General features: G+C 56.9%; 13 protein-coding genes. 2 read left to right on the forward strand and 11 right to left on the reverse strand.

The window, feature by feature from the left end:
* Positions 1 to 2 precede the first annotated feature (2 nt).
* From C2L65_RS36595 to C2L65_RS36605, 3 genes are all read right to left on the reverse strand, one after another.
* Complete coding sequence (locus tag C2L65_RS36595) at positions 3 to 1,127, reverse strand: ATP-binding protein (protein WP_042304891.1); 1,125 nt, start codon at positions 1,125 to 1,127, stop codon at positions 3 to 5.
* A gap of 51 nt (positions 1,128 to 1,178) precedes the next feature.
* A complete protein-coding gene (locus tag C2L65_RS36600; RefSeq protein WP_156132240.1) occupies positions 1,179 to 3,074 on the reverse strand; it encodes a hypothetical protein in 1,896 nt (631 codons plus the stop codon).
* Between the two features lie 330 nt (positions 3,075 to 3,404).
* Positions 3,405 to 4,148, reverse strand: a complete 744-nt coding sequence (locus tag C2L65_RS36605) for a hypothetical protein (RefSeq protein WP_042304893.1) — start codon at positions 4,146 to 4,148, stop codon at positions 3,405 to 3,407.
* A 345-nt stretch (positions 4,149 to 4,493) separates the two neighbouring features.
* On the opposite strand from C2L65_RS36605, the gene C2L65_RS36610 reads away from it, so the two are divergent.
* Positions 4,494 to 4,784 carry a DUF6471 domain-containing protein gene (locus C2L65_RS36610; RefSeq protein ID WP_042304943.1) on the forward strand — a complete coding sequence of 97 codons (291 nt, stop codon included), beginning with the start codon at positions 4,494 to 4,496 and terminating at the stop codon, positions 4,782 to 4,784.
* A 319-nt stretch (positions 4,785 to 5,103) separates the two neighbouring features.
* Here the strand turns inward: C2L65_RS36610 and C2L65_RS45855 are convergent, their stop codons facing one another.
* Positions 5,104 to 6,462, reverse strand: coding sequence for a hypothetical protein (locus tag C2L65_RS45855; protein ID WP_156132242.1), 1,359 nt, complete (start codon positions 6,460 to 6,462; stop codon positions 5,104 to 5,106).
* A gap of 225 nt (positions 6,463 to 6,687) precedes the next feature.
* Between C2L65_RS45855 and C2L65_RS45860 the strand changes: the two genes are divergently transcribed.
* Positions 6,688 to 7,770, forward strand: coding sequence for a hypothetical protein (locus tag C2L65_RS45860; protein ID WP_156132243.1), 1,083 nt, complete (start codon positions 6,688 to 6,690; stop codon positions 7,768 to 7,770).
* A gap of 444 nt (positions 7,771 to 8,214) precedes the next feature.
* Here the strand turns inward: C2L65_RS45860 and C2L65_RS36615 are convergent, their stop codons facing one another.
* From C2L65_RS36615 to C2L65_RS36645, 7 genes are all read right to left on the reverse strand, one after another.
* The gene (locus C2L65_RS36615; RefSeq protein ID WP_042304894.1) at positions 8,215 to 12,081 is read right to left on the reverse strand and encodes a hypothetical protein; all 3,867 of its coding nucleotides are present in this window, start codon (positions 12,079 to 12,081) and stop codon (positions 8,215 to 8,217) included.
* Positions 12,082 to 13,198: 1,117 nt separating this feature from the next.
* Positions 13,199 to 13,591, reverse strand: a complete 393-nt coding sequence (locus tag C2L65_RS36620; protein WP_042304895.1) for a hypothetical protein — start codon at positions 13,589 to 13,591, stop codon at positions 13,199 to 13,201.
* A 95-nt stretch (positions 13,592 to 13,686) separates the two neighbouring features.
* Positions 13,687 to 14,355 carry an RraA family protein gene (locus tag C2L65_RS36625; protein ID WP_042304896.1) on the reverse strand — a complete coding sequence of 223 codons (669 nt, stop codon included), beginning with the start codon at positions 14,353 to 14,355 and terminating at the stop codon, positions 13,687 to 13,689.
* The gene (locus tag C2L65_RS36630; protein WP_042304897.1) at positions 14,352 to 15,392 is read right to left on the reverse strand and encodes an amidohydrolase family protein; all 1,041 of its coding nucleotides are present in this window, start codon (positions 15,390 to 15,392) and stop codon (positions 14,352 to 14,354) included. Before C2L65_RS36630 ends, C2L65_RS36625 begins: the two co-directional genes overlap by 4 nt.
* Before the next feature lie 46 nt (positions 15,393 to 15,438).
* Positions 15,439 to 16,764, reverse strand: coding sequence for an MFS transporter (locus C2L65_RS36635; protein ID WP_042304898.1), 1,326 nt, complete (start codon positions 16,762 to 16,764; stop codon positions 15,439 to 15,441).
* Positions 16,765 to 16,918: 154 nt separating this feature from the next.
* Positions 16,919 to 17,821, reverse strand: coding sequence for a LysR family transcriptional regulator (locus C2L65_RS36640; RefSeq protein ID WP_042304899.1), 903 nt, complete (start codon positions 17,819 to 17,821; stop codon positions 16,919 to 16,921).
* An 88-nt stretch (positions 17,822 to 17,909) separates the two neighbouring features.
* Entirely contained in the window at positions 17,910 to 18,851 is a 942-nt protein-coding gene (locus tag C2L65_RS36645) for a LysR family transcriptional regulator (RefSeq protein WP_042304900.1), read from the reverse strand.
* Between the last annotated feature and the right edge of the window lie 94 nt (positions 18,852 to 18,945).

The raw sequence follows: 18,945 nt of genomic DNA on the forward strand, positions 1-18,945 counted from the left end.
ACTTACGCCTCGGGTGACAGCCCACCGTTGAGCACGCCGGCATCGCCCTTGCCGCCCACAACGCCGGCAAGATGGACCCATCGCATCGCTTCTACCCAACAGTGCTGCCGGATATCGTCCGTCAGTGTGCTCTTCTCGACCTGAGATACAAAATCGAAAAACAGGCGCACGGTGTACATTAGGGATCGCAGCGGCATTCCGATCGATAGCAGATCCTTGTGCGTTCCGCTGCTTACCTCTCTGAAGGCAACCTCAAAGTTGTGTACTTCACCCGCAAGAACAAAGTCGCGACCGTCAGGACGCTGAACAAAGAAGCCTGACCAGGTGGTACCAGCATGTTGCTGTTCGTCAATGGCTTCAAAAATCTCGCGAACCTCGCCAATGGACTGCACGCCTGAAAACGGCACTTCGGTCCCAACGACCTCCTTCCAGGCCTCCCTCGAAATCTTCCCTTTTTTCATCTTTTCCTCGACCGCCCCCATGCCAGGATCATGTCCCCCACTGAAGACAATCAGCTTCAACTTCCGATCTTTCAGATAATGGCGCAGTTCGGACAGGAAGGAGACGTCTTCCTCTTCGACATGGTGAAGATTGTCAATCAGCAATAAAATCGCACGAGGCTTTGAAAGGCGCGCAAGTTCCTCAAATCGAATAAGCAGGCGTGCCTTAATATCCTCCGTGTACCCTGCTGTAAATGAACCCGCCAGCGTTAGCCAGAAATTCAGATACAGCAAGCGGACGTTTTGCGTCCTTCCTTTGGCGAGCGAGTGGTAGACTATCTTTAACCCATCAATTGAGTGTTCCAACATCTCAGCCAAGGCTTGGAGGGTTTCGGTCACACCATCACCGGGGTATGCCTTGAAGTAGTGGCCGGAAATGTTGTTTCTGATAAGCGTGCGAACCGACCGAAACATCCGCTGGACGTTTGGCGTCTGCAACGGATACTGAGACGACGTGAACGGATGGGCTAGCCAGTCGCTGTCTGTGGGTGTAAAACCGGGTAACGCCGGCTTTGCCGGATCAATTCGGTGAACGGACGCCAGTTCCGGCTCGTCGACACTTGCCTGCGTTGTCACCGGACCTTCGTCTTTATCGTATTTCGGAGTCCTTTTTGCTGAGAATGCCATTTTTTCCTCGAGGAATGTGTGAGTTCAACTGCTAACGTCGAAGTTCAACTACTAACGTCGCCCGTTACGACGCAACCGGCTCAAGAGAGGAATCTTGATCTTCGTGCGGACGTCGTCAAATAGTGGAGCCCTTTCCAGCGCGGTAGGCAGTTCTCCCGACCCAACGATGGGGGCAGGCAGGTCCGAGTTGGCCGACTCCCGGGGCGACAAACCAGCCACGCGTGCGGCCTGCTCCGCGCGCTGTGCCAGACGCAACACATCGAGCGCCTGGCGACTTTCCTTGCCCTGCGGATCGTTGCGTGCAGCCGCGACTTTTCGTTCAAGCAACTTCCTACCAGGCGACTTCTCGCCCGACCTGAAATACTCACGCCTATAGTGACGGTTGACTATTTTGGCCAGACGCGGATGCATTGGATTTCTCCGTGCTCGCCGGTCCGGCAGCAAGTAGCCGAGGAACTGTCCCGTTTCCTTCACGATCGCCACGACCAGATTGTCGTTCCACCGATGTCTGCATGCGACGACCGTCTTTCCCACGAGATCAAACCGCAACCCGAGATTGGGGCTCGTATATCGCCGACTGTCCATATTCACATGGCAGCGCTCACCCTTCTTCTCGCTGCCACGCACCTTGCATTCAATTACTTGCGCGAAGAAAGTCCAACCCGGCTCGGACGGGGTAGCCGGCAAGGGCTGCGGAAATACACCGAGGTGCTTTGTCTCGAGCATTCCCTGCACCGCCTTCACCGCCGTTTGACCAAAGGCTGCTCTTGATACGGAGCGAGTATTGATCTGTTCGGCAAACTCTTCGAACGTTTCCAGGATGTCGTCAACGTATATCCGCAGCCTTTTGGCTGCTTCCGTCGGATTTCCTCGCATGGGATCAACCGGACTTTTCCCGTAGGTCGTCGGTAACTTTTGCCCTGTCTTCCCCTCAAAGACGGCAAAGAACTTTTCGATCAGACCTCGCGACCACCATTTTCGGGGTACTCCAAAAACAATCATGCACGCGATGGCGTCCATGATCGGACCAATGGCACCGATCGTGAGATTGTACGCAGCGTTGTCCATTAGTAAGGCGGCAAAGCCGGATCCGAAGAGCTTGTCAATCAGCCCCGCCATGACGACTTTACCGTTGGCCAACAGCGTGGACACCGGGCCTTCCCTCTTTTCTGGAAAAACGGACCCTTGAACCAGGTCAAGCACGTCGTCTGCGTCCGGCGACGGTGCGAAGACAAGCACGTATCCGGCAAGCATGACTGGATGCTCAGTGACGATTGCACCTAGATAGAACCTCTCCACCGGCCGCTCGAACTCGTTCCCGTTCGGGTCCCGAAAAACCAGTATGCATGCGGTATCAACTTCGTGAAAATCGAGCTGCCGAACAGCGAGTGCGCGAAAATTCTCAAACAGACTGGGCTTATGCGTCCCGGCTTCCAGTTTGTCAGCAGCCTTCACCCCATAATGGGCTCTGACGTAATGGATGGTGTGCGAATCACGCAATCTTTCACGCCATCGACGCACCGATTCATAGCCGCCGTCTTGCTGCGTAAAGGGCCATTGCGTCTCCCAGTCGAGCCCTGCTTCCTTCATTGCCACTTTCAGATCATCCTGAAAGACGGCCAGGAGCTCCCGTGTCGGAATCTTGTACTGCTGATTCTCCTCGTCCAGGTGAAGGGCCTCGCTTAGCAACGTTGCGGCGACCTCTGGAAATGCCCTGAGCGTCAAATCCAGCATCCCCGATGTGCCAGCCTGTTGACCTTGACTTGTGAACGGAGCTGTCCGGGTGTACGGCCTTAACCGGAAACCTTCTCTGCATGCATGAAACCCGAAGATCTCACCCGTTGCCGGGTTAATGGTGATGCACCGCCCCACCAACCTGCGAACGCTCCGCTCTTCGATGCCGGTCTCTGCCAGAATTTCCGGATAGCGAGAACCCGAAAGAGACATGTCAACAGCCTTTTTCCGCTGAAGGTACGCTGTCGATGCAAGCGCTCTCTCCTCCAGCCGATCAGGTGTCGGCCACAGCGAACTGTCCCGCAGGTGACGAGGCACCTTGCTTCTTGCGGGCATTGGAACCCCGAAAATGACTGACTGTCGCAGCAGCCCCCCAACAGCGACGTTCATCCAGCCTGACAGGCTCGACCCTGCGTGCCGAATAGCGGACTTGCTGCTACCGTAATAACGACCCAGCGACCGGACCAGAGTCGCACCAAGACTTGTTGGTGGGTGGTTTCCGTTGGGCGGTGGCATGAAAAGGACTCAGTGCGGGAGACTGAATCAGGAAAGCTTCGACCAGCGGAGCTCGCTAACCAGCGAAAATGTTTCCCGATCGAGGCCCTTGACTGTCTCGAGGTCCCCCGAGTGCAACAGGGCGGCAACGCTGCCCTGCATTTTTGCTACCGACACTCCCTCTGCCGCCTGCAGATACTCGAGTGTGGTCGTCGGTCGCAGCTTGAGCGCGTCTCGAATCGCGGCAAGCTCTACCCGACAGTCGTATCGATCGCCCGGAACTCGATGAAGCATCGAATTGAGTGTGACGACGTTCTCGAGCCGCTGGTGATTGGCTCTCCCATCGTCGTACGTGAATATCTGATGTCGCGCCCCCTGTTCCCGTGCTTCCCGTGCACACGCATCCAGGCGATTCTTCCCGCGTTTTGATTTCGGAAGCCCGGTTACGCACGTCGTCCAGACGTACTCACCGCTCGCAAGCTTGCTGATAACGGGCGCAGACGCGTCGACAGCCGGGTCATCTTCGGTTACGGGACGCTTCCCTTCACCCATACCAAATGAAACCACCGAAGGTTCCCACTCCTGCAAGAAAAGGAAGCAAGCCAATACATCACCGTAGATCGCGTACCGCCTTGACTGATCGGGATTCGGCGGCACCTTCTTGAAGTCCACGATTCTCAGCGTCGACAGTCCCCGGTACCGGGATGTGCCAGCAAGATAGGTCTTGATCCGTCGGTCCGTCCGGACCCAGAAGGGATTTTCCACAACCTGTGATTTGTCTGATCTGTCCATCGCGTCCTCTGCCTCGTCCGTTGTGACTCGCCCTCGCGACGACGCTGCGAGGCCCTGAAAAGCCTACGAATACCTGACTGAACTTGCTGTTCGACCGTACGGCGCATACATCGCTGCTACACCCTTCGGGAGGGTAAAATAGCGACGTGCAGGAGCGTGGCGGTCGAAGCTATCTCCATATTTTTAGTAAAACTCCAAATATGGAGTTCGCGAGCTGTACGATAACCGGTCTGCGGAACGGCGTACAGTGACCGTCAACAGATTGAGGTGAAATAGGAAGGACTTGGTATTATCTGTGTAGTGATGAGGAGTTTTTACTCACAGATGATGAATTTGGAGGGGTTTATGTCGGACTATGATGTTCTTGAGGACATCGACTTCGGTTACGAGTGCAGGAAAATTCTGAAGGACGAGCTGCGAAGGCATGGCCTGACGTATCGGAGCCTCGCAGAGATTCTTCAGAAGCATGGTTTGGAGGAAACGGAGAAGTCCATTGCCCACAAAGCGATGAGAGGGACATTCCGCCTCAGCTTTCTCCTCCAGGTAATGCGTGTACTCGGAACAGAAACACTCGTGGTGCCGGTCCCAAAGTCAAAGAGGGATCTCGTACGCAGCACATCGTTTCACGAAGCCTGATTCCACCAACGACAATTTGGCTGTTTTCAATGTTTGCAAATCGGGCAGACAGGGAGTCCTTTCGCGGGAAATTCCGTGCCAGCGGGCCCCTATCGGATCGTTCAGCGGCATCCCAAACCGGGCATGCCGAGTTCCCCTCCCGCTGTGATCGCGGATAACCGACCAGATCCTGACAGAAGATATCTAGGCGCGTATGGGCGTCATTGCGACACAGATGTTGTCATTCGGAGGGTTCGCTTGCGCGCATGTCGAAATAAAATGCTCTTGCGTAGGGCCTTCCGATCCTACGGTGAAGACTTTGCAACGGAGCAATGAAAGATCACGGCATGTCAGGGCGAGGGTAGAAGACGGCGTTCGCATGCGGCCAATCGCCAAGTCCTGACAAAACCATTGGCAGCAGTTGCACCAATGAAATTTCGTCCGCGACAAATTCCTCTGCACGGTAGACAGTCGGCCCTCGTGTTCTGATGAGGTTGACGAAAACGGCGAAGCTACCGAGGAGTATTGCTTTCTGAGCATTCCGCGAGAAGTTTTGATTCCCGTTGAAAGGCAGTCGTCCTCGCAAGACAATCGCTGTTGGATCAGCCCATTTCGATGGACTCTGAACAAGCGCTTCGTACCATGCTCTGAACAGCACAAGTGCAATTCCAAGTTCATCTCGCGTCTCGGAATTGAGCCCATCGGGACCAAAGAGTTGCTCAAGGTCAAAGCGGATCACACTGGGCGCGTCTTCACCAAATATCCAACGATTAAATCGTCTTAGCACAGCCGAATAAACTCCCCTATGGGGAATTGACCGAGAAGCTCCACGGTAGCGTCGATTATTGAATTCAGTCGCGGATGTTTGCGCCCACGTTTGCATCCCAATCGGAAGTAGTTGTGCACAGTCGATTATGTCTGGAAATGGGTGCAACCGGTGAAGCACGCTTAGGAGGAAAATCTCCGGATCACACCACTTCACCCACGCTCTTGGCAGATTCTGCGCGACGAGAGCATCGATCATCTGGAAAATGCTTCTTGCCTCATCAAACCACAATTTCAAAGGAGCAAATGCCTCAACCACCTTCCCCGCTGATCGTCGGAACACATCGTGCCGCTCTAGCGAAAATTCCAGAAATGCGGGTGAAATATCGCAGTGCGGACATCGCAGTAACGGAGCGACTCCTAATGTACGCGGGACCCCTGAGAACGCTTGAGAGATATCTTGGTTGCAGCACAGGCATGTAGTACTGAGTTCTTCATGGTGAATCGGACATTCTCGAAGAAGCCTAAATTGATGCCATGTACTATGGAATCCATGTGCAAGGCAGCTATAGCAGACTCTGATTGAGGTCGTAAACACCAATCCCGCCGCATTCGGAATAGTTCGCGACAAGTCGAGTTGTACATCGGAAACCGTCCACCCTGTAGCAGCTTCTATGCCTTCAACATTGATTTCCACCACAAATCCAAATAATTTTGGAGTCCGATATAGTCTAACATCGCCAAGCTCTGCTTTTCGCGTCGAATCCAAGACGTTGAGCGCACAGAAACGAGCAAAGGTCGAAAAAACAGATTCATGCGGCATCTGACCATACTGCAAGCCATTGCACGCGCGGCTGCTCTCGAAATCCGCTTTTCGGCCTAAGTTGAACATGCCACTACGCTTCCCTCGCCGACCCTTCAGCGTGTGAATCATCACATCCTCCATCTTTTCTCCCCCTGAGGGGCCGCGTGCGCGTTTTAAAGTCACGGAGAGTTCTGCTCTCGCGACAGATGCAGAGAATTGCTCCCGACCATCTGGAGACTTTCGCCGCCTAACCACAACCGACCACTGGCGACACCCGCCTTGACTTAGAAGTTTTATATGTTACTGTAAAAACTCCATATTTGGACTTTACCTCTAACTAAGGAGGACTTTTCCATGTCCGCGCGCGCTAAGTGGTATCTTCCGCTTCGACCGGCTTGCGAACTTACTCCCCCAGATAAGCTTTCGGGTAGGAACGGAAAGTTTCGTGCGCCAGAGTCTCACCTAGCCATCACAGCTGACACGGACTGGGCGGCCGCTGAAGCATATCTCGAAAGTATTTCTCATTACGGAATGCCCACCAGACACAGATATGCCCGCGCTCTAGACCAATTCTTCCTGTGGTCCTGGATCGTCAAAGAAAAGGCGGTCTCCTCATTGATGTACCAAGATCTTCGCGAATATGTGGCGTTTTGCAAAAATCCTCACCCACGAGATTTTTGGACCACTACCAAACTAGGCGGGCGCCGTCGTGCAACCGATGGCTGGAAACCTTTCGGAAGTGCGAAGCTCGACGCAAGGTACGATTGGGCTCAAGGCATCGCCCCAATGTTCACCTTTTGGGTAAGTAACGGCTACGTGACAGGCAATCCGATCGGCGATGCCTTCACCGGGGGGTGGCTGACCAGACTAACAGGTCCAGCAAGAAAACCGAGGCTAGATCATGTTTTCGACTTTGACGTCTGGCCTGTTATTATGAAGGGCGTGAACAACCTTCCGCGCAATACGCCGCGCGCCGAGGATAGCGCGGAACGAGCCCGTTTCCTGTTCACATTCGCTGACCAACTCGCGCCAACACAACAAGAATTGGTCCAGGGCCGAATGAGCAATTTTCGATTGCAGGGCGACTCATGGTTTTGGTGCCCACCGCTGACCAACAACAAGTTGCAAACACCACCGATACCCGTGCCGGTGCCTTATCAAACGCTTGAGGCTTTATCGCGATATCGCGTGCGCTTCGAAATGTCTCCACTTCCAGACCCAAACGACGATTCTCCACTGATCCTTTCGGTCAACCACGAGACCGAGGGCCATCAAAAGGGAAAATTTCGAGAACCCAGGTTGCACAATGTTGTATCGATTGTCACTCAGATGGCTGCGAGATACCTGCCGGACGATAGAAAAGATAAAGCTGAAACACTTCGGTCAATGACCTACCCCGCAATACGTCTCCTGATATTACGCAACAGAAAAAATTGATCTGACTTGGTTCCGCGTAGACTTCTGAGCCACAATCGCCCAAGCAATGGCATTCGCTGCACCGCAGATACACCCGATATCTACTGGCGGGTGCGCGGATTCTGTCGACATTGCCGACGACGAAAGTTTTGTGCAACGTGCCGCCACTCAACCGCCACTAACGCGGACGGATCGCGATACAGCGACGACCTATACGTGCACGGGCCTTCGTGTGGTGGGTCGGCTGAAGCCTGAGTGTCCGCACGGCCGGCAAACACCTGACTCGCGCCGCCGATCCAGAACTTGCATTACGAGACCCGGTGCCGCCTGGTCTGCGGAAGTTATCACGCAAAATTCCGACCGAGCCTCTCCTCTACCGTGCAAGCCGGAGCGTGGCTCTCTTGCCTGATTCTCCCCCGGATATGTAGGATGCTTCAACACTGACATCACCGTGTCGCACACTTTCTACGGGGCCACCCATGCTTCGCACGCGTCATCGCCGTTCACGACTCTGCGTAACTCGCTTCTCGCGGCCTCCAGCTCGGATGTGCGCTCCTTGAAAGCTGCAACCGCTCCTTCGTCAAAGAGTTGCTGGAAACGCTCACTGACCACCTCGAGATTCCTCGGAGTAAAAGCCAGCTTAAACTGATCTGCCTTAAGATATGGCCGAATTTGCTCGACTTTCTCGAAGAACACTTTTTCTGAGATTTTGCCTCGCAGACACTGCTCATGAAGCACGTATACGGCGTGGCCTACGAAGTCCTCCTGCATCTGGCCTTCGACTATTTCCCTGTATTGCTTTTGCGGTATCCATCCCTCAAACTCGGACCACCGGTCGATAACCGCATTTGCAACGTCGCACATCTTCAATAGCGACTGTGCAATCACCCCCGCATCCACGCACTTCTCCAGCAAGGCGGCCCATATGTCTTCGTCGCGCCACCACGACTCAACAACGGCTGTCGCAAGAAAAGCTGAGAAATAAACTAGAACGTGTTCTCGCTTTGCGCTTCGGATCAAGGTAAGCGCAGCTTCGCTCCGCATTGACGTGAACACCTTTTGCACGGCAAGCGAAAACCGACGATGTCCCGGTAACGTCGCAACATGCAGCAAGATATCCTCCCAAAGCTGGCTGCCAGTATCAGACAGACCTACGTGAGACAGAATCGTGGGAGCGCCACAATATGTGCGCAACGCGGCATCCGCGAGAGTAGCGCCCATTGATCTCAGCGCTTCGATCGCCGACGTTCCGGCTAGAGAGGAAAGATGACCAGGAAGAATCTTCTGGTATTCGTTCAGGTTCGGCTGAGTCACGGCGACAGCAAGAAGCCACTTGGCATCCTTACGGCGGCGTCTCAAGAGGTCAGCTATTGCTGCCTGCTCAGCATCCGTAAGTTCGCTCCATCGACGAAGCAGGTCGCGTAATGTCCTTGCGACAGCACTGGTTCCCTTTACAGCGAGGAGCCTTGCTATGCGTCCTTCGCGAAGATCAGGTTTATTCCGGGTAGCGTCCAGGATCAGGCGAGCTATTGCCAAGCCGGAATCCGTGGGTAAGAGCTTTGCGGACGTACGGCGCTCAAGGTACGTACTCCATGCGTCGAGCAAAACAAAAGCTTCTGACACAGGGCTCGTGTCAACTACAATCTCGACAGCGCCATAAAGCTTGGATTCATCCAGCCAACCGGATGGCGAAAAATTCTCCAGCAAACCAGAAAAGAGAACTGAGAAAATCTTCGACGGTGCCTCGTTATTCTGGTACTCGCTTGGCGCAAATATGTCCAGCAGATGCCCGGCGTAGACTACCCGGGACAACGGACTCGCCAGCATCCCGGAAAGGGCTTCGAGAAGCGCGCGTTTCACGTCGTCGGCATAGGCTGGCCACCCGACGACCACACCATCGAGCGCCCCCAATATTACGGCCGGGTGCTTATCACGGCACAGTGTCTGCCATACCACTCCCCTTGGGTCTGACGAGTGAGACGTCCAGATTCTGGCAGTCTCTGCTCGGACAAAACCCTCGTCATATTGGAATAGGCGAACGGCCATACTCTCCGAAATCTGTAAAACACCGCCTTCCGCCAGCTTGAGGATGTCGACAACGGCTTGAACTGACGGCAGCGGCATTTTCACGTCGGCTAGATTGGCCGCAAGACGTTTGCGCGTCTTCGTGTCTATCTTCACCTTTCGCCGCTCAAACTCCGCCAGCAACGATCGATGGTCAATCCCTTCCCGTACTAGCCACGCCTCACCGTCATGGAAGCGATATGCGTCGATCTCGTTAGCGGTCACGGCCCGAATGCAGTCCCCCCACCGCTCCTTACGGATGCCGATCAGTTTTTCGTCTTTTTCGATGAGGTTGCCTCCTTCGAACTCCATCAGAACAGCGAGGCAGTTGTCCTTTGTTGCTGGAAACATCGAAGTCTTCACCGCATCCGCGAGACGCAAAAACCAGTCACTTGTTTCGATAGACTGAACTTCTTTGCGAATCCACGAGACGTTGCGTGCGGCTGCGCGCGATGTTCGTGGCGACAAGCAAAACAGAGCACGGTCCAAGAGACGACGGATAGCCTCGACGGTCGCGCGATCGTCACCCCGAAGTGCATCCGTCGCTGCGGCTCTATAAAACGGCAACGGCAAATTTATGTTGCCGAATCGATCACGCTCGATGTAGCGACGCCGTTCGAGAAAATTGAGTGCGCTCCCATGTTCTGCAGTTAGCGGCTCGAGCAATTCATACTCAGGGAACTGTGGCTCTGCAGGAAGGTTCGCTCCCAATGAGTGCATCACCCCGAGCACCCTCCGTCTCGATGACGGCCTGCCGTCCTGAACGTGTCGCTGCAGGATAAAGCGCAAGTCCTCTTCGTTCAAAGACAACTCCGGCGTGGTAGCCGCAGCCAGCGCCACTAGCACGTCAGCCATCCCCGGCCGGTCGATGATTGACAAGGCCAATTGCCGGGCCTCCTGGCGAGCAGTCCGGGACATGTCTTCCAGCGTAGCAGTCTCGGGTATATCTTCCCACATTGATGCCAGATGCCGCAGACAGCCGAGTTCAAGCGTTAGCTCGCTCGACGCAATCCCGTGATCGACGCGCCGTCGTAGCCAGTCGGGAACCTCCTGTACGCGAGCAATGCTTGACCACGCGGTTCGAACGAACTCCATGGGTGGGGCTGACAGATCGTGCCAGCGATGCCTTCCGATAGTGCAATCAGCGAGGCTGGTTTTTCTGGAAGCCTCGAGGAGCGTTCCAACTGATTGCGTAACGATAAGCTTTCGCGCGTTGCTGGTTCGCTGAACGAGCCGTTCCAGTGCCGCCAGTTCAGCGTGTACCCGCTCCGCATTGTCCAGAGGATCGTCCAGGATGAACGTGCGCCGGGGAGCGAACGAATCCTCTAGAAATGCCAAAGCGGTGTCCAGTCGGCTCCCCACCTGAACCTCGTAGCCGTAGTCCTGAAATACGTGCGCAATATAGCGCGCAGCATCTGACTTCCCGCAACGTGGGTGGCCGGACAGAAGAAGCACGTCCCGGGTTGACAGGGTTCGCTCCCAGTCTCCTTCTGAACCACGAACAACATACCCAGTGGGTAGCAGCAGCGGACCGCCAAGGCGCTCCAATATCTGCTTAATCCCTAGCATTGCGTCAGTATGCGTGTCCTTCGCGTCAGTTACTGCCTCGGTCAAGGCACGGATGGCATCTGCTGCCTTGTCCTCAAATATCCTCGCCTTTCGCAGCAGCAGTGTGCAATTTTCGCGGAGATCATTGCGTTTGACCCGTTCAACAATCCGGACCCTTTGAAGCGCAGCGAGAAGGAGCCCCTGATCATAACCTCCGAGCTCGCGACGCTGTTCCTTCCGTTGCTCCTGTAGCCTGGTTGTCTTCTGCCGTCCTTTGTTCGACTTGACTCTTGTCAACTCGGCCGACACAGCCTTTACGTGTGCATTCGTGATACGTTCATTCGGCGTCGCCGGAAGAATCTCGTCTACGACAAAATCCTTGACACTGTCGTTGCACCGCTGCCTGACGACAAGCACAAGGTAGCGGCGGCCGTCCGAGATGAGGCGTTCGAGAAGAGTGCCGTCTGATTCGCGGCTTGGAAAGTGGGCTAGGACATTTGACAATAAGTCCATTCCAACCTGGTTAGCCTGCTGCCCTTTCACCTGGATCTCAAGGATCTTTTCGTCAGAGGTACACGTAAACCGTAGTTCCGCGTCTTCGCCCCCGATCTTTTCCGGCAAAAGTGTGGCTTGAGGTAATGTATTCGCTTGTAGCCCGATCCAAGCTGTAACAAGATCCTGATAGCGAAAACCTTCGGCACCTACCCGTTCTACAGACATACGAATCATCCTGGACGATACACAAATCGCGTTGCGCATGCGCAATTCGGTAAAAAAAGATTATATCGTCCGAGTTGCGTTTATCGCGATGAGCCGAGTCGCCTTATACAAATTGCATAGCGCTTGGGACGCCCGCAGATGGCCCGCACGGCGTTCCTTTCGAACCCCGTCCGTTCAGCCGCCATCTCTTCAATAGGGGTGCCACGGGGCAACGTATCCAAGTCGTCAGCGTCGTAGAGTTGTCGAAGAAGTTGTTAAGACTTAATGGTGATGACGCCTTAAACGGAAAATGTCCGAGTTTCGCATGGAAGGCAGCGGCTGGCTTTTGCGCCTGCCGCCTTAAGACATCCGTTTCTGACGAGATGTTGACAGCACTGACGCGCTACCGAACGCGTCTCAGGCCGCCTTCACTCCCGGATGTGCACCATGATTGACCTCTTCTCTTATTCGTTCCTCGGAGCTGAACAGCAAGCCGGAACGCAAATCGATTAGCGCGTCGGTTCTTCATTATATGGTGGACGGGACAGCTGCACTGGCAGCCGAACAGCTTCCAAATCATCTCAAGCGCAAAGCCGAAGCGCCAGGTCCATCACTTTCGCAACCGTCCGTGGACTCCCGATCCGGCAACGGGGGGGTTAAATTCCCATATCTTTTCAAGCTCGAGTGTTCGGTCGGTATTCAGCTCGACCGATCTTTTAGGATCGGTCGGAGGTGGGTGATGGATAGTTGCACGCTCGGCTCGCGAGAACCGATGGTGCCCTGGTTCACCGCAGCCACTGCCAGAGTGTCGACATGGGACATTCGGCGCAGGCCACCAACAGAACCGGCGTCCGCGCGTGCCCTCTTTGTTCCACCCACTCTTTTAAATTACGGTCGGGTTCCGACCGCCACGTGCTCGCCACAGGGCCTTCTCGGACGTTGCAAACGGACACGCTTGGTCGGATTCGCCACGATCGGCTGCGTTTAGTAGGACGTCGATCCTACTAATGGCGACCGCCCCGCTCCGTCGAGCAACAATAAATCAGCAATATCAACCACTTAGCAACACCCGAGTCGGACGTGGATAGTAGGAACAAGTCCCACCACCAGCCAAGCCTCCACAAAACCAAACCCCACCTCAAACCCCCACATCCTCAACCAACCCCGCCTTCAGCGCCCGAATGCGCCGATCCACGAAATACCCGCCACCTTCCGTATAACGCAAGTACAACCGCCCGCAGTCCGAACACTCCCACACACCACACCGGTTATACGGAAAGTACCGCGGCGCGATCGGCGCATCCGGCGACCAGTACTGAACGTTATCCGGCCGATACTCAGCAAACGTCGGCTCGGGATCATCCTCGCGCATGAGCGTAGCCACCTCGACAAGCCGGGTTTCATCGAGCGAAAGCGGTTGCGATTGCCATCCATCTAGCGGCGTCTTCGTACACGAGCAAGGCGCCGAACCATTTTCCTCCGCGCGCTGAGCAAGTGCGACAAGCGCCGCTGCGTCCACATAGGGTGTCATGAAGTATTGCCTGTTTCCGGGTTGATTCGATGCCGACGGCGCGAGCGTCCCTTATACCTCAACTCGCGTAACCACGCCGCGCCGCTCGCAAAACCTCACCCGTTCATCATCCGATCGCGATGCGGCATCACCCATGACCGGTCGAACCGCCCTTCGCCAATCGATTGCAACGCAGCCGCTTCCTTCGCGCCCTGCTTGCGCGCCCCTTCAATCACGCTTTCCACATCCGAAGGCGCAATTGCCAGCAGACCATCTTCATCGCCAACAATGATGTCGCCCGGATTCACCACCATCCGCCCAACCGTCACGGGCACGTTGATTTCCCCGGGCCCGTTCTTGTAAGGCCCGCGATGCGTAACGCCCCGCGCATACACAGGAAACTCGCGTTGACGCAGCGCGCCGACATCGCGTATCGCACCGTCGATCACCAGACCCTGCACGCCGAGGCTTTCCGCATAGCTCGCCATGATGTCGCCCATCAGCGCCTGGGTCAGCTCGCCGCCGCCGTCGATCACGAGCACGTCGCCGGGCCTGCAAAAGTCGAACGCTCGATGGATCGCGAGATTGTCGCCGCCACGCGTGCGCACCGTGACAGCCGTACCCGCCATCGCATGCGGCTTGTGATACGCCTGCAAGCCCACTATTCCACTTGCGCGCGCCATGTTGTCGCTGAGCAGCGACACAGCAAGCTCGCGCAACGCATCCAGCGTTGCAGGGCTCGCTTGTGGAGCCGATTCATATTCGCGCCAGCCGATCGGATTCATATCGTCGCCCCTTCCGTTGCCAGTTGTTTTTCGAGTTGCGCGGTGAGGCGTGCATACACCGCCCGCGCGTTGTCTTCGTAGATGCGTTGCCGGTCCACGTCGCTCAACCATTCGATTGCATCGATATAGCGCCGCGTGTCGTCATAGTAGTGACCGGTCTCGGGATCGATGCCCTGCACTGCGCCGATGGTTTCCGACGCGAAGAGAATGTTCTCGACGGGAATCACTTTCGCGAGCAGCTCGGCGCCGGGCTGGTGATACACGCACGTATCGAAGAACACGTTCTTCAGCAGATAGTCGCGCAGCAACGGCCGCTTCATGTCCTGCGCGAGCCCGCGATAACGTCCCCAGTGATACGGCACGGCGCCGCCGCCATGAGGAATGATGAAGCGCAGAGTGGGAAAGTCCGTGAACAGATCGGCGGTGAGCAACTGCATGAACACAGACGTATCGCCGTTGATGTAATGCGCGCCCGTCGCATGAAAATTCGGATTGCACGATGACGACACGTGAATCATCGCGGGCACATCGAGTTCAACCATCGCTTCGTATAACGGATACCAGAAGCGATCGGTAAGCGGCGGCCCAGACCAGTGCCCGCCAGAGGGATCCGGATTCAGATTGCAGCCGATAAAGCCAAGCTCCTGCACACACCTGCGCAGTTCTGCAATGCTATTGTCGGGCGACACACCGGGTGCCTGCGGCAACTGGCACACCCCGACAAAATGCCTTGGAAACAGAGAGCAAACACGATGCACGAGGTCATTGCACTCGCTCGACCAGACGGCATTCGCCTCTGCGCCTGCGAGATGATGTCCCATGCCCGCAGCGCGGGGCGAGAAGATCGTGAGGTCGGTGCCGCGCTCGCGTTGAATGCGGCGCTGTCCCGTTTCGATGCTTTCGCGGATCTCGTCATCCGTGATGACGGGACGCGGCGGCACGGGCGTGCCGTCTTTCAGCGCGGCAATCTGCTTCGCGCGCCACGCTTCGTGCGATCGTGGCGACGTCGTGTAATGACCGTGGCAGTCGATGATCATGTAGCGAACCCTTTGAGTCTTTCCAATGAACCTGCGATAAACACTATTAGCTGCCGGTGGCGGCATCGCCATTCGCGAGCGCCGAAGACGTGCCCTCCTCCGGCGGCGTGGCGCGCATGACCAACGCGATGATCGTCGCGATCACGAGGAACGCCGCGATGGTCAGCAACGCCAGCGAGAAGTTGCCCGTCGCGCGGCGCACCAATCCGATGCTCCACGGCCCCACCAGTCCGCCGAACTGCGCGATCGTGTTGATCAGCGCAATCGTGGCGGCGCCCGCCGCGCCTGTGCGGAACGACGACGCGAGGCTCCAGAACAGTGGATTGCCCGCGTAAATAAAGAGTCCCGTTACGCACAGCAGCGCATAAGCGATCACGGGATTCGGCGCATAGGCACTGCCCGCGATGGCAATCGCGCTCGCGCCATACACGAATGCGAGGTGCTTCTTGCGGTCGCCGGAACGGTCGGAACTGCGGCTGATCAGGAACGTGCCCAGTACGCCTAGCAGCGGGGGCGCAGCAGAAAGAAAGCCGACTTCGATATTGCTCAGATGGCCAAGGCTCTTGACGATCTGCGGCAGCCACAGAAAGAGCCCGTAAATCCCCACGAGCGCACAGCCGAACAGACATGCAAGGCTCCACACGCGGATATCGCCCGCCACGCGCAGAAAAGAAACATGCGTATGGCCACCGAGCGCTTCGCGTTCGGCGGCGAGCGTCGATTCGAGCCAGCGCTTCTCGTCGTCGCTAAGCCATGCGGCATCGGCGGGACGCTCGGTCATGATGCGCAGCGTCAGGAGGCCTAGCAGCATCGCCGGGACGCCTTCGAGGATAAACATCCATTGCCAGCCATGCAGTCCGAGCACGCCGTTCGCGTAGGTCATCAGCGACGTCGAGATCGGGCCGCCGAGCACCGCAGAAAACGAGCCCGCGATGATGTAGCCGCCAACGGCGCGCGCCCGGTAGCGTTCGGGAAACCACTTGGTCAGATAAACGGCGACGCCGGGCAGGAAGCCCGCTTCCATCACGCCCAGCAGAAAGCGCAGCACGTAGAAGCTGGTGTCGTTGAACACGAACGCGGTGGCGGCTGCCACCGCGCCCCACGTGAGCAGAATGCGCGCAATCCACCGACGCGCGCCGACCCGATGCAACAGCAGATTGCTCGGCACTTCGAGCAGCATGTATCCGACGAAGAAAATACTCCCCGCGAAGCCGAACACGGCAGGACTGAAGCCCATGTCGTTGTTCATGTCGAGCGCTGCGAAGCCGATGTTGATGCGGTCGAGATAGTTGAAGAACATCATTGCGAAGAGCAAGGGCATCAAGCGCCCGTACACTTTTCGCATGGTTGCTGCTTCGTCGATGCGGGTCATGCCGTCTCCTTCCTGAGCGCGCGACACTGCGGTCGCTTCATTCCAGTGGACTGAGCGATGTGGTTCAAACCACAACGTCAGCTACCTGTTCGATGGTAGGAATGCGCAGCCAGGAAGTCCAAGACGAGATGCTTATTCTTGTATAACGATCGTCTTATAGTGTGCCGCTGTCGTCGAGCGGCGGCGGAAGGCAGCGTAAGAATGCGAGCAGATGCGGCGACGTGTCGTCGTCGCGATAGGTGGCGGCGAGGGTCGAACGCTGTGCGGAACCCGGGCCTTCCAGATGGCGATACACGACGTCGGTACGTCCATGCCGGGCAACCGATTCCCCGACCACCGTCACGCCCAGCCCCGCCGCGACGAGCGCAATCGCAGTCTGTATTTCGTAAGCCTGGTGCGCGATGAACGGCGTGACACCCGCATCGCGATACAGCGACAGCACCGACCGCTTGTACTGCGCATTCTGATGCTTCGGATAGAGGATCAACGGCGTGTCGGCCAGTTCGGCGACTTTCACTTTCTTTCGCTTTGCAAGCGGATGATCGAGCGCCATCACGACGACGAGTTGCTCACGCAACAGCACGCGCGACGTGTAGCCCGACATCGCGAGCGGCTGTCGTCCGATGCCGACGTGGATGCGCATGTCGCGCAGCGCGTCGCTCTGTTCGTCGGTGAGCATTTCGTAGAGCTTCAGCTCGACCTGCGGAAACTCGCGGTGAAAGGCCTTCAACGCAGGCGGCAGAATGCTGTACATCGCCGAGCGCGTGAAGCCGACACTCAACCAGCCGCGCCGGCCCATGCCGATTTCGGCCGCGCCGAGCGTCGCCTGTTCGAGCGAGCCGAGTATTTGCTTCGCCTCGGTACACAGGTACTGTCCTGCTTCCGTGAGACGCAGCGGCCTGCGCGTGCGGTCGATCAGTTGCGTGCCGAGCCGTTCTTCCAATGCGCGGATCTGCTGGCTGAGCGCGGGTTGCGCAATATGCAGACGCTCCGCGGCGCGGCTGAAGTTCAGCTCTTCAGCGAGCGTCACGAAACATTGAAGCGCTCTGAGGTTCATCGGTCGAGTCGTTGCGTTGGATCGTTGGGCGTCGACATGATGACATGCTTCGCAGGTCGCGACGATCCACACCATCCCACGTTCTGGCTCAGCCAGCCGCTTCCTTCTGCTCCACGGGCACGCCCACATCCATCGCGCTCGACACCTGCCGCAATTCATCCGCGATGATCGAAATCAGCGCTTCCGCCGCCGCGCTGAGCGGCCGGCGCGGATGGCTCACGCGCACGATGTGCCGCACGATGCGTGGCGCGAGTATCGGATACGCGCGCAACGTCCCCTCACGCACCGCGCGTCCAACGACGATACGCGGCAGAATCGTCGCAAAGCGCGTCTTCTCGACGAGCGCGACGATGGTTGACAGCACATCGATTTCGAAGCGCGGCGCGAGCATCACATCTTCATGTTGCGCCGCCGTATCGAGCACACCACGCAGACCGTTGCGTTTGGTTGGCAACACGAGTTCCAGTTCGGGCAATTGCGCGAATTCGATCGAATGCGGCAGCTCCGGCCCATGCGCGACACTGGTCGCGAGCACCATCTCTTCATCGAGCAGCGGCTGCGAATCGAGCGACAGACGCGCACGCGGCTTGTTGATCAGCGCGGCATCGAGCTGACCGCCCGCCACCCAATCGATGAAAGTTGCGCTGTAGCCGTCCGCTACCGTCACTTCGACATGCGGATAGCGCGCATGAAAACGCGACAGCGAGTCCGCGAGCACGCTCTCCGTCACCGACGCGATGAGCCCAATCCCCACATGCCCCGTCACCACTTCATCGCGTTGCACGAGTTGCTGCCGCGCGTGCGCGAGGTCACGCATGATGGGCAGAAAGAGCCGGTACATCAGCCGCCCCGCGGCGGTCGGCGCCATGCCGTGCGCGCCCCGATCGAAAAGCTGCTGATGCAACTCCTCCTCCAGCTTCGCGATCTGCATGCTGAGCGCGGGCTGCACGATGTTCAGCCGCTTGGCCGCGCGCGTGACCGAGCCGTCTTCGAACAACGCGATGAAATACTGGATTTGCTTGAGGTCCATGACTGGGACGATCCCGGAAGCGGGTTATCACGACGACTAATGGCGGCCATCCGTTTCATCAGGCCACAGCCGAAAGCCCCGCTGGGCATGCCGT

Origin of the sequence: Paraburkholderia terrae (genome assembly GCF_002902925.1) — a bacterium.
Taxonomy (GTDB): domain Bacteria; phylum Pseudomonadota; class Gammaproteobacteria; order Burkholderiales; family Burkholderiaceae; genus Paraburkholderia; species Paraburkholderia terrae.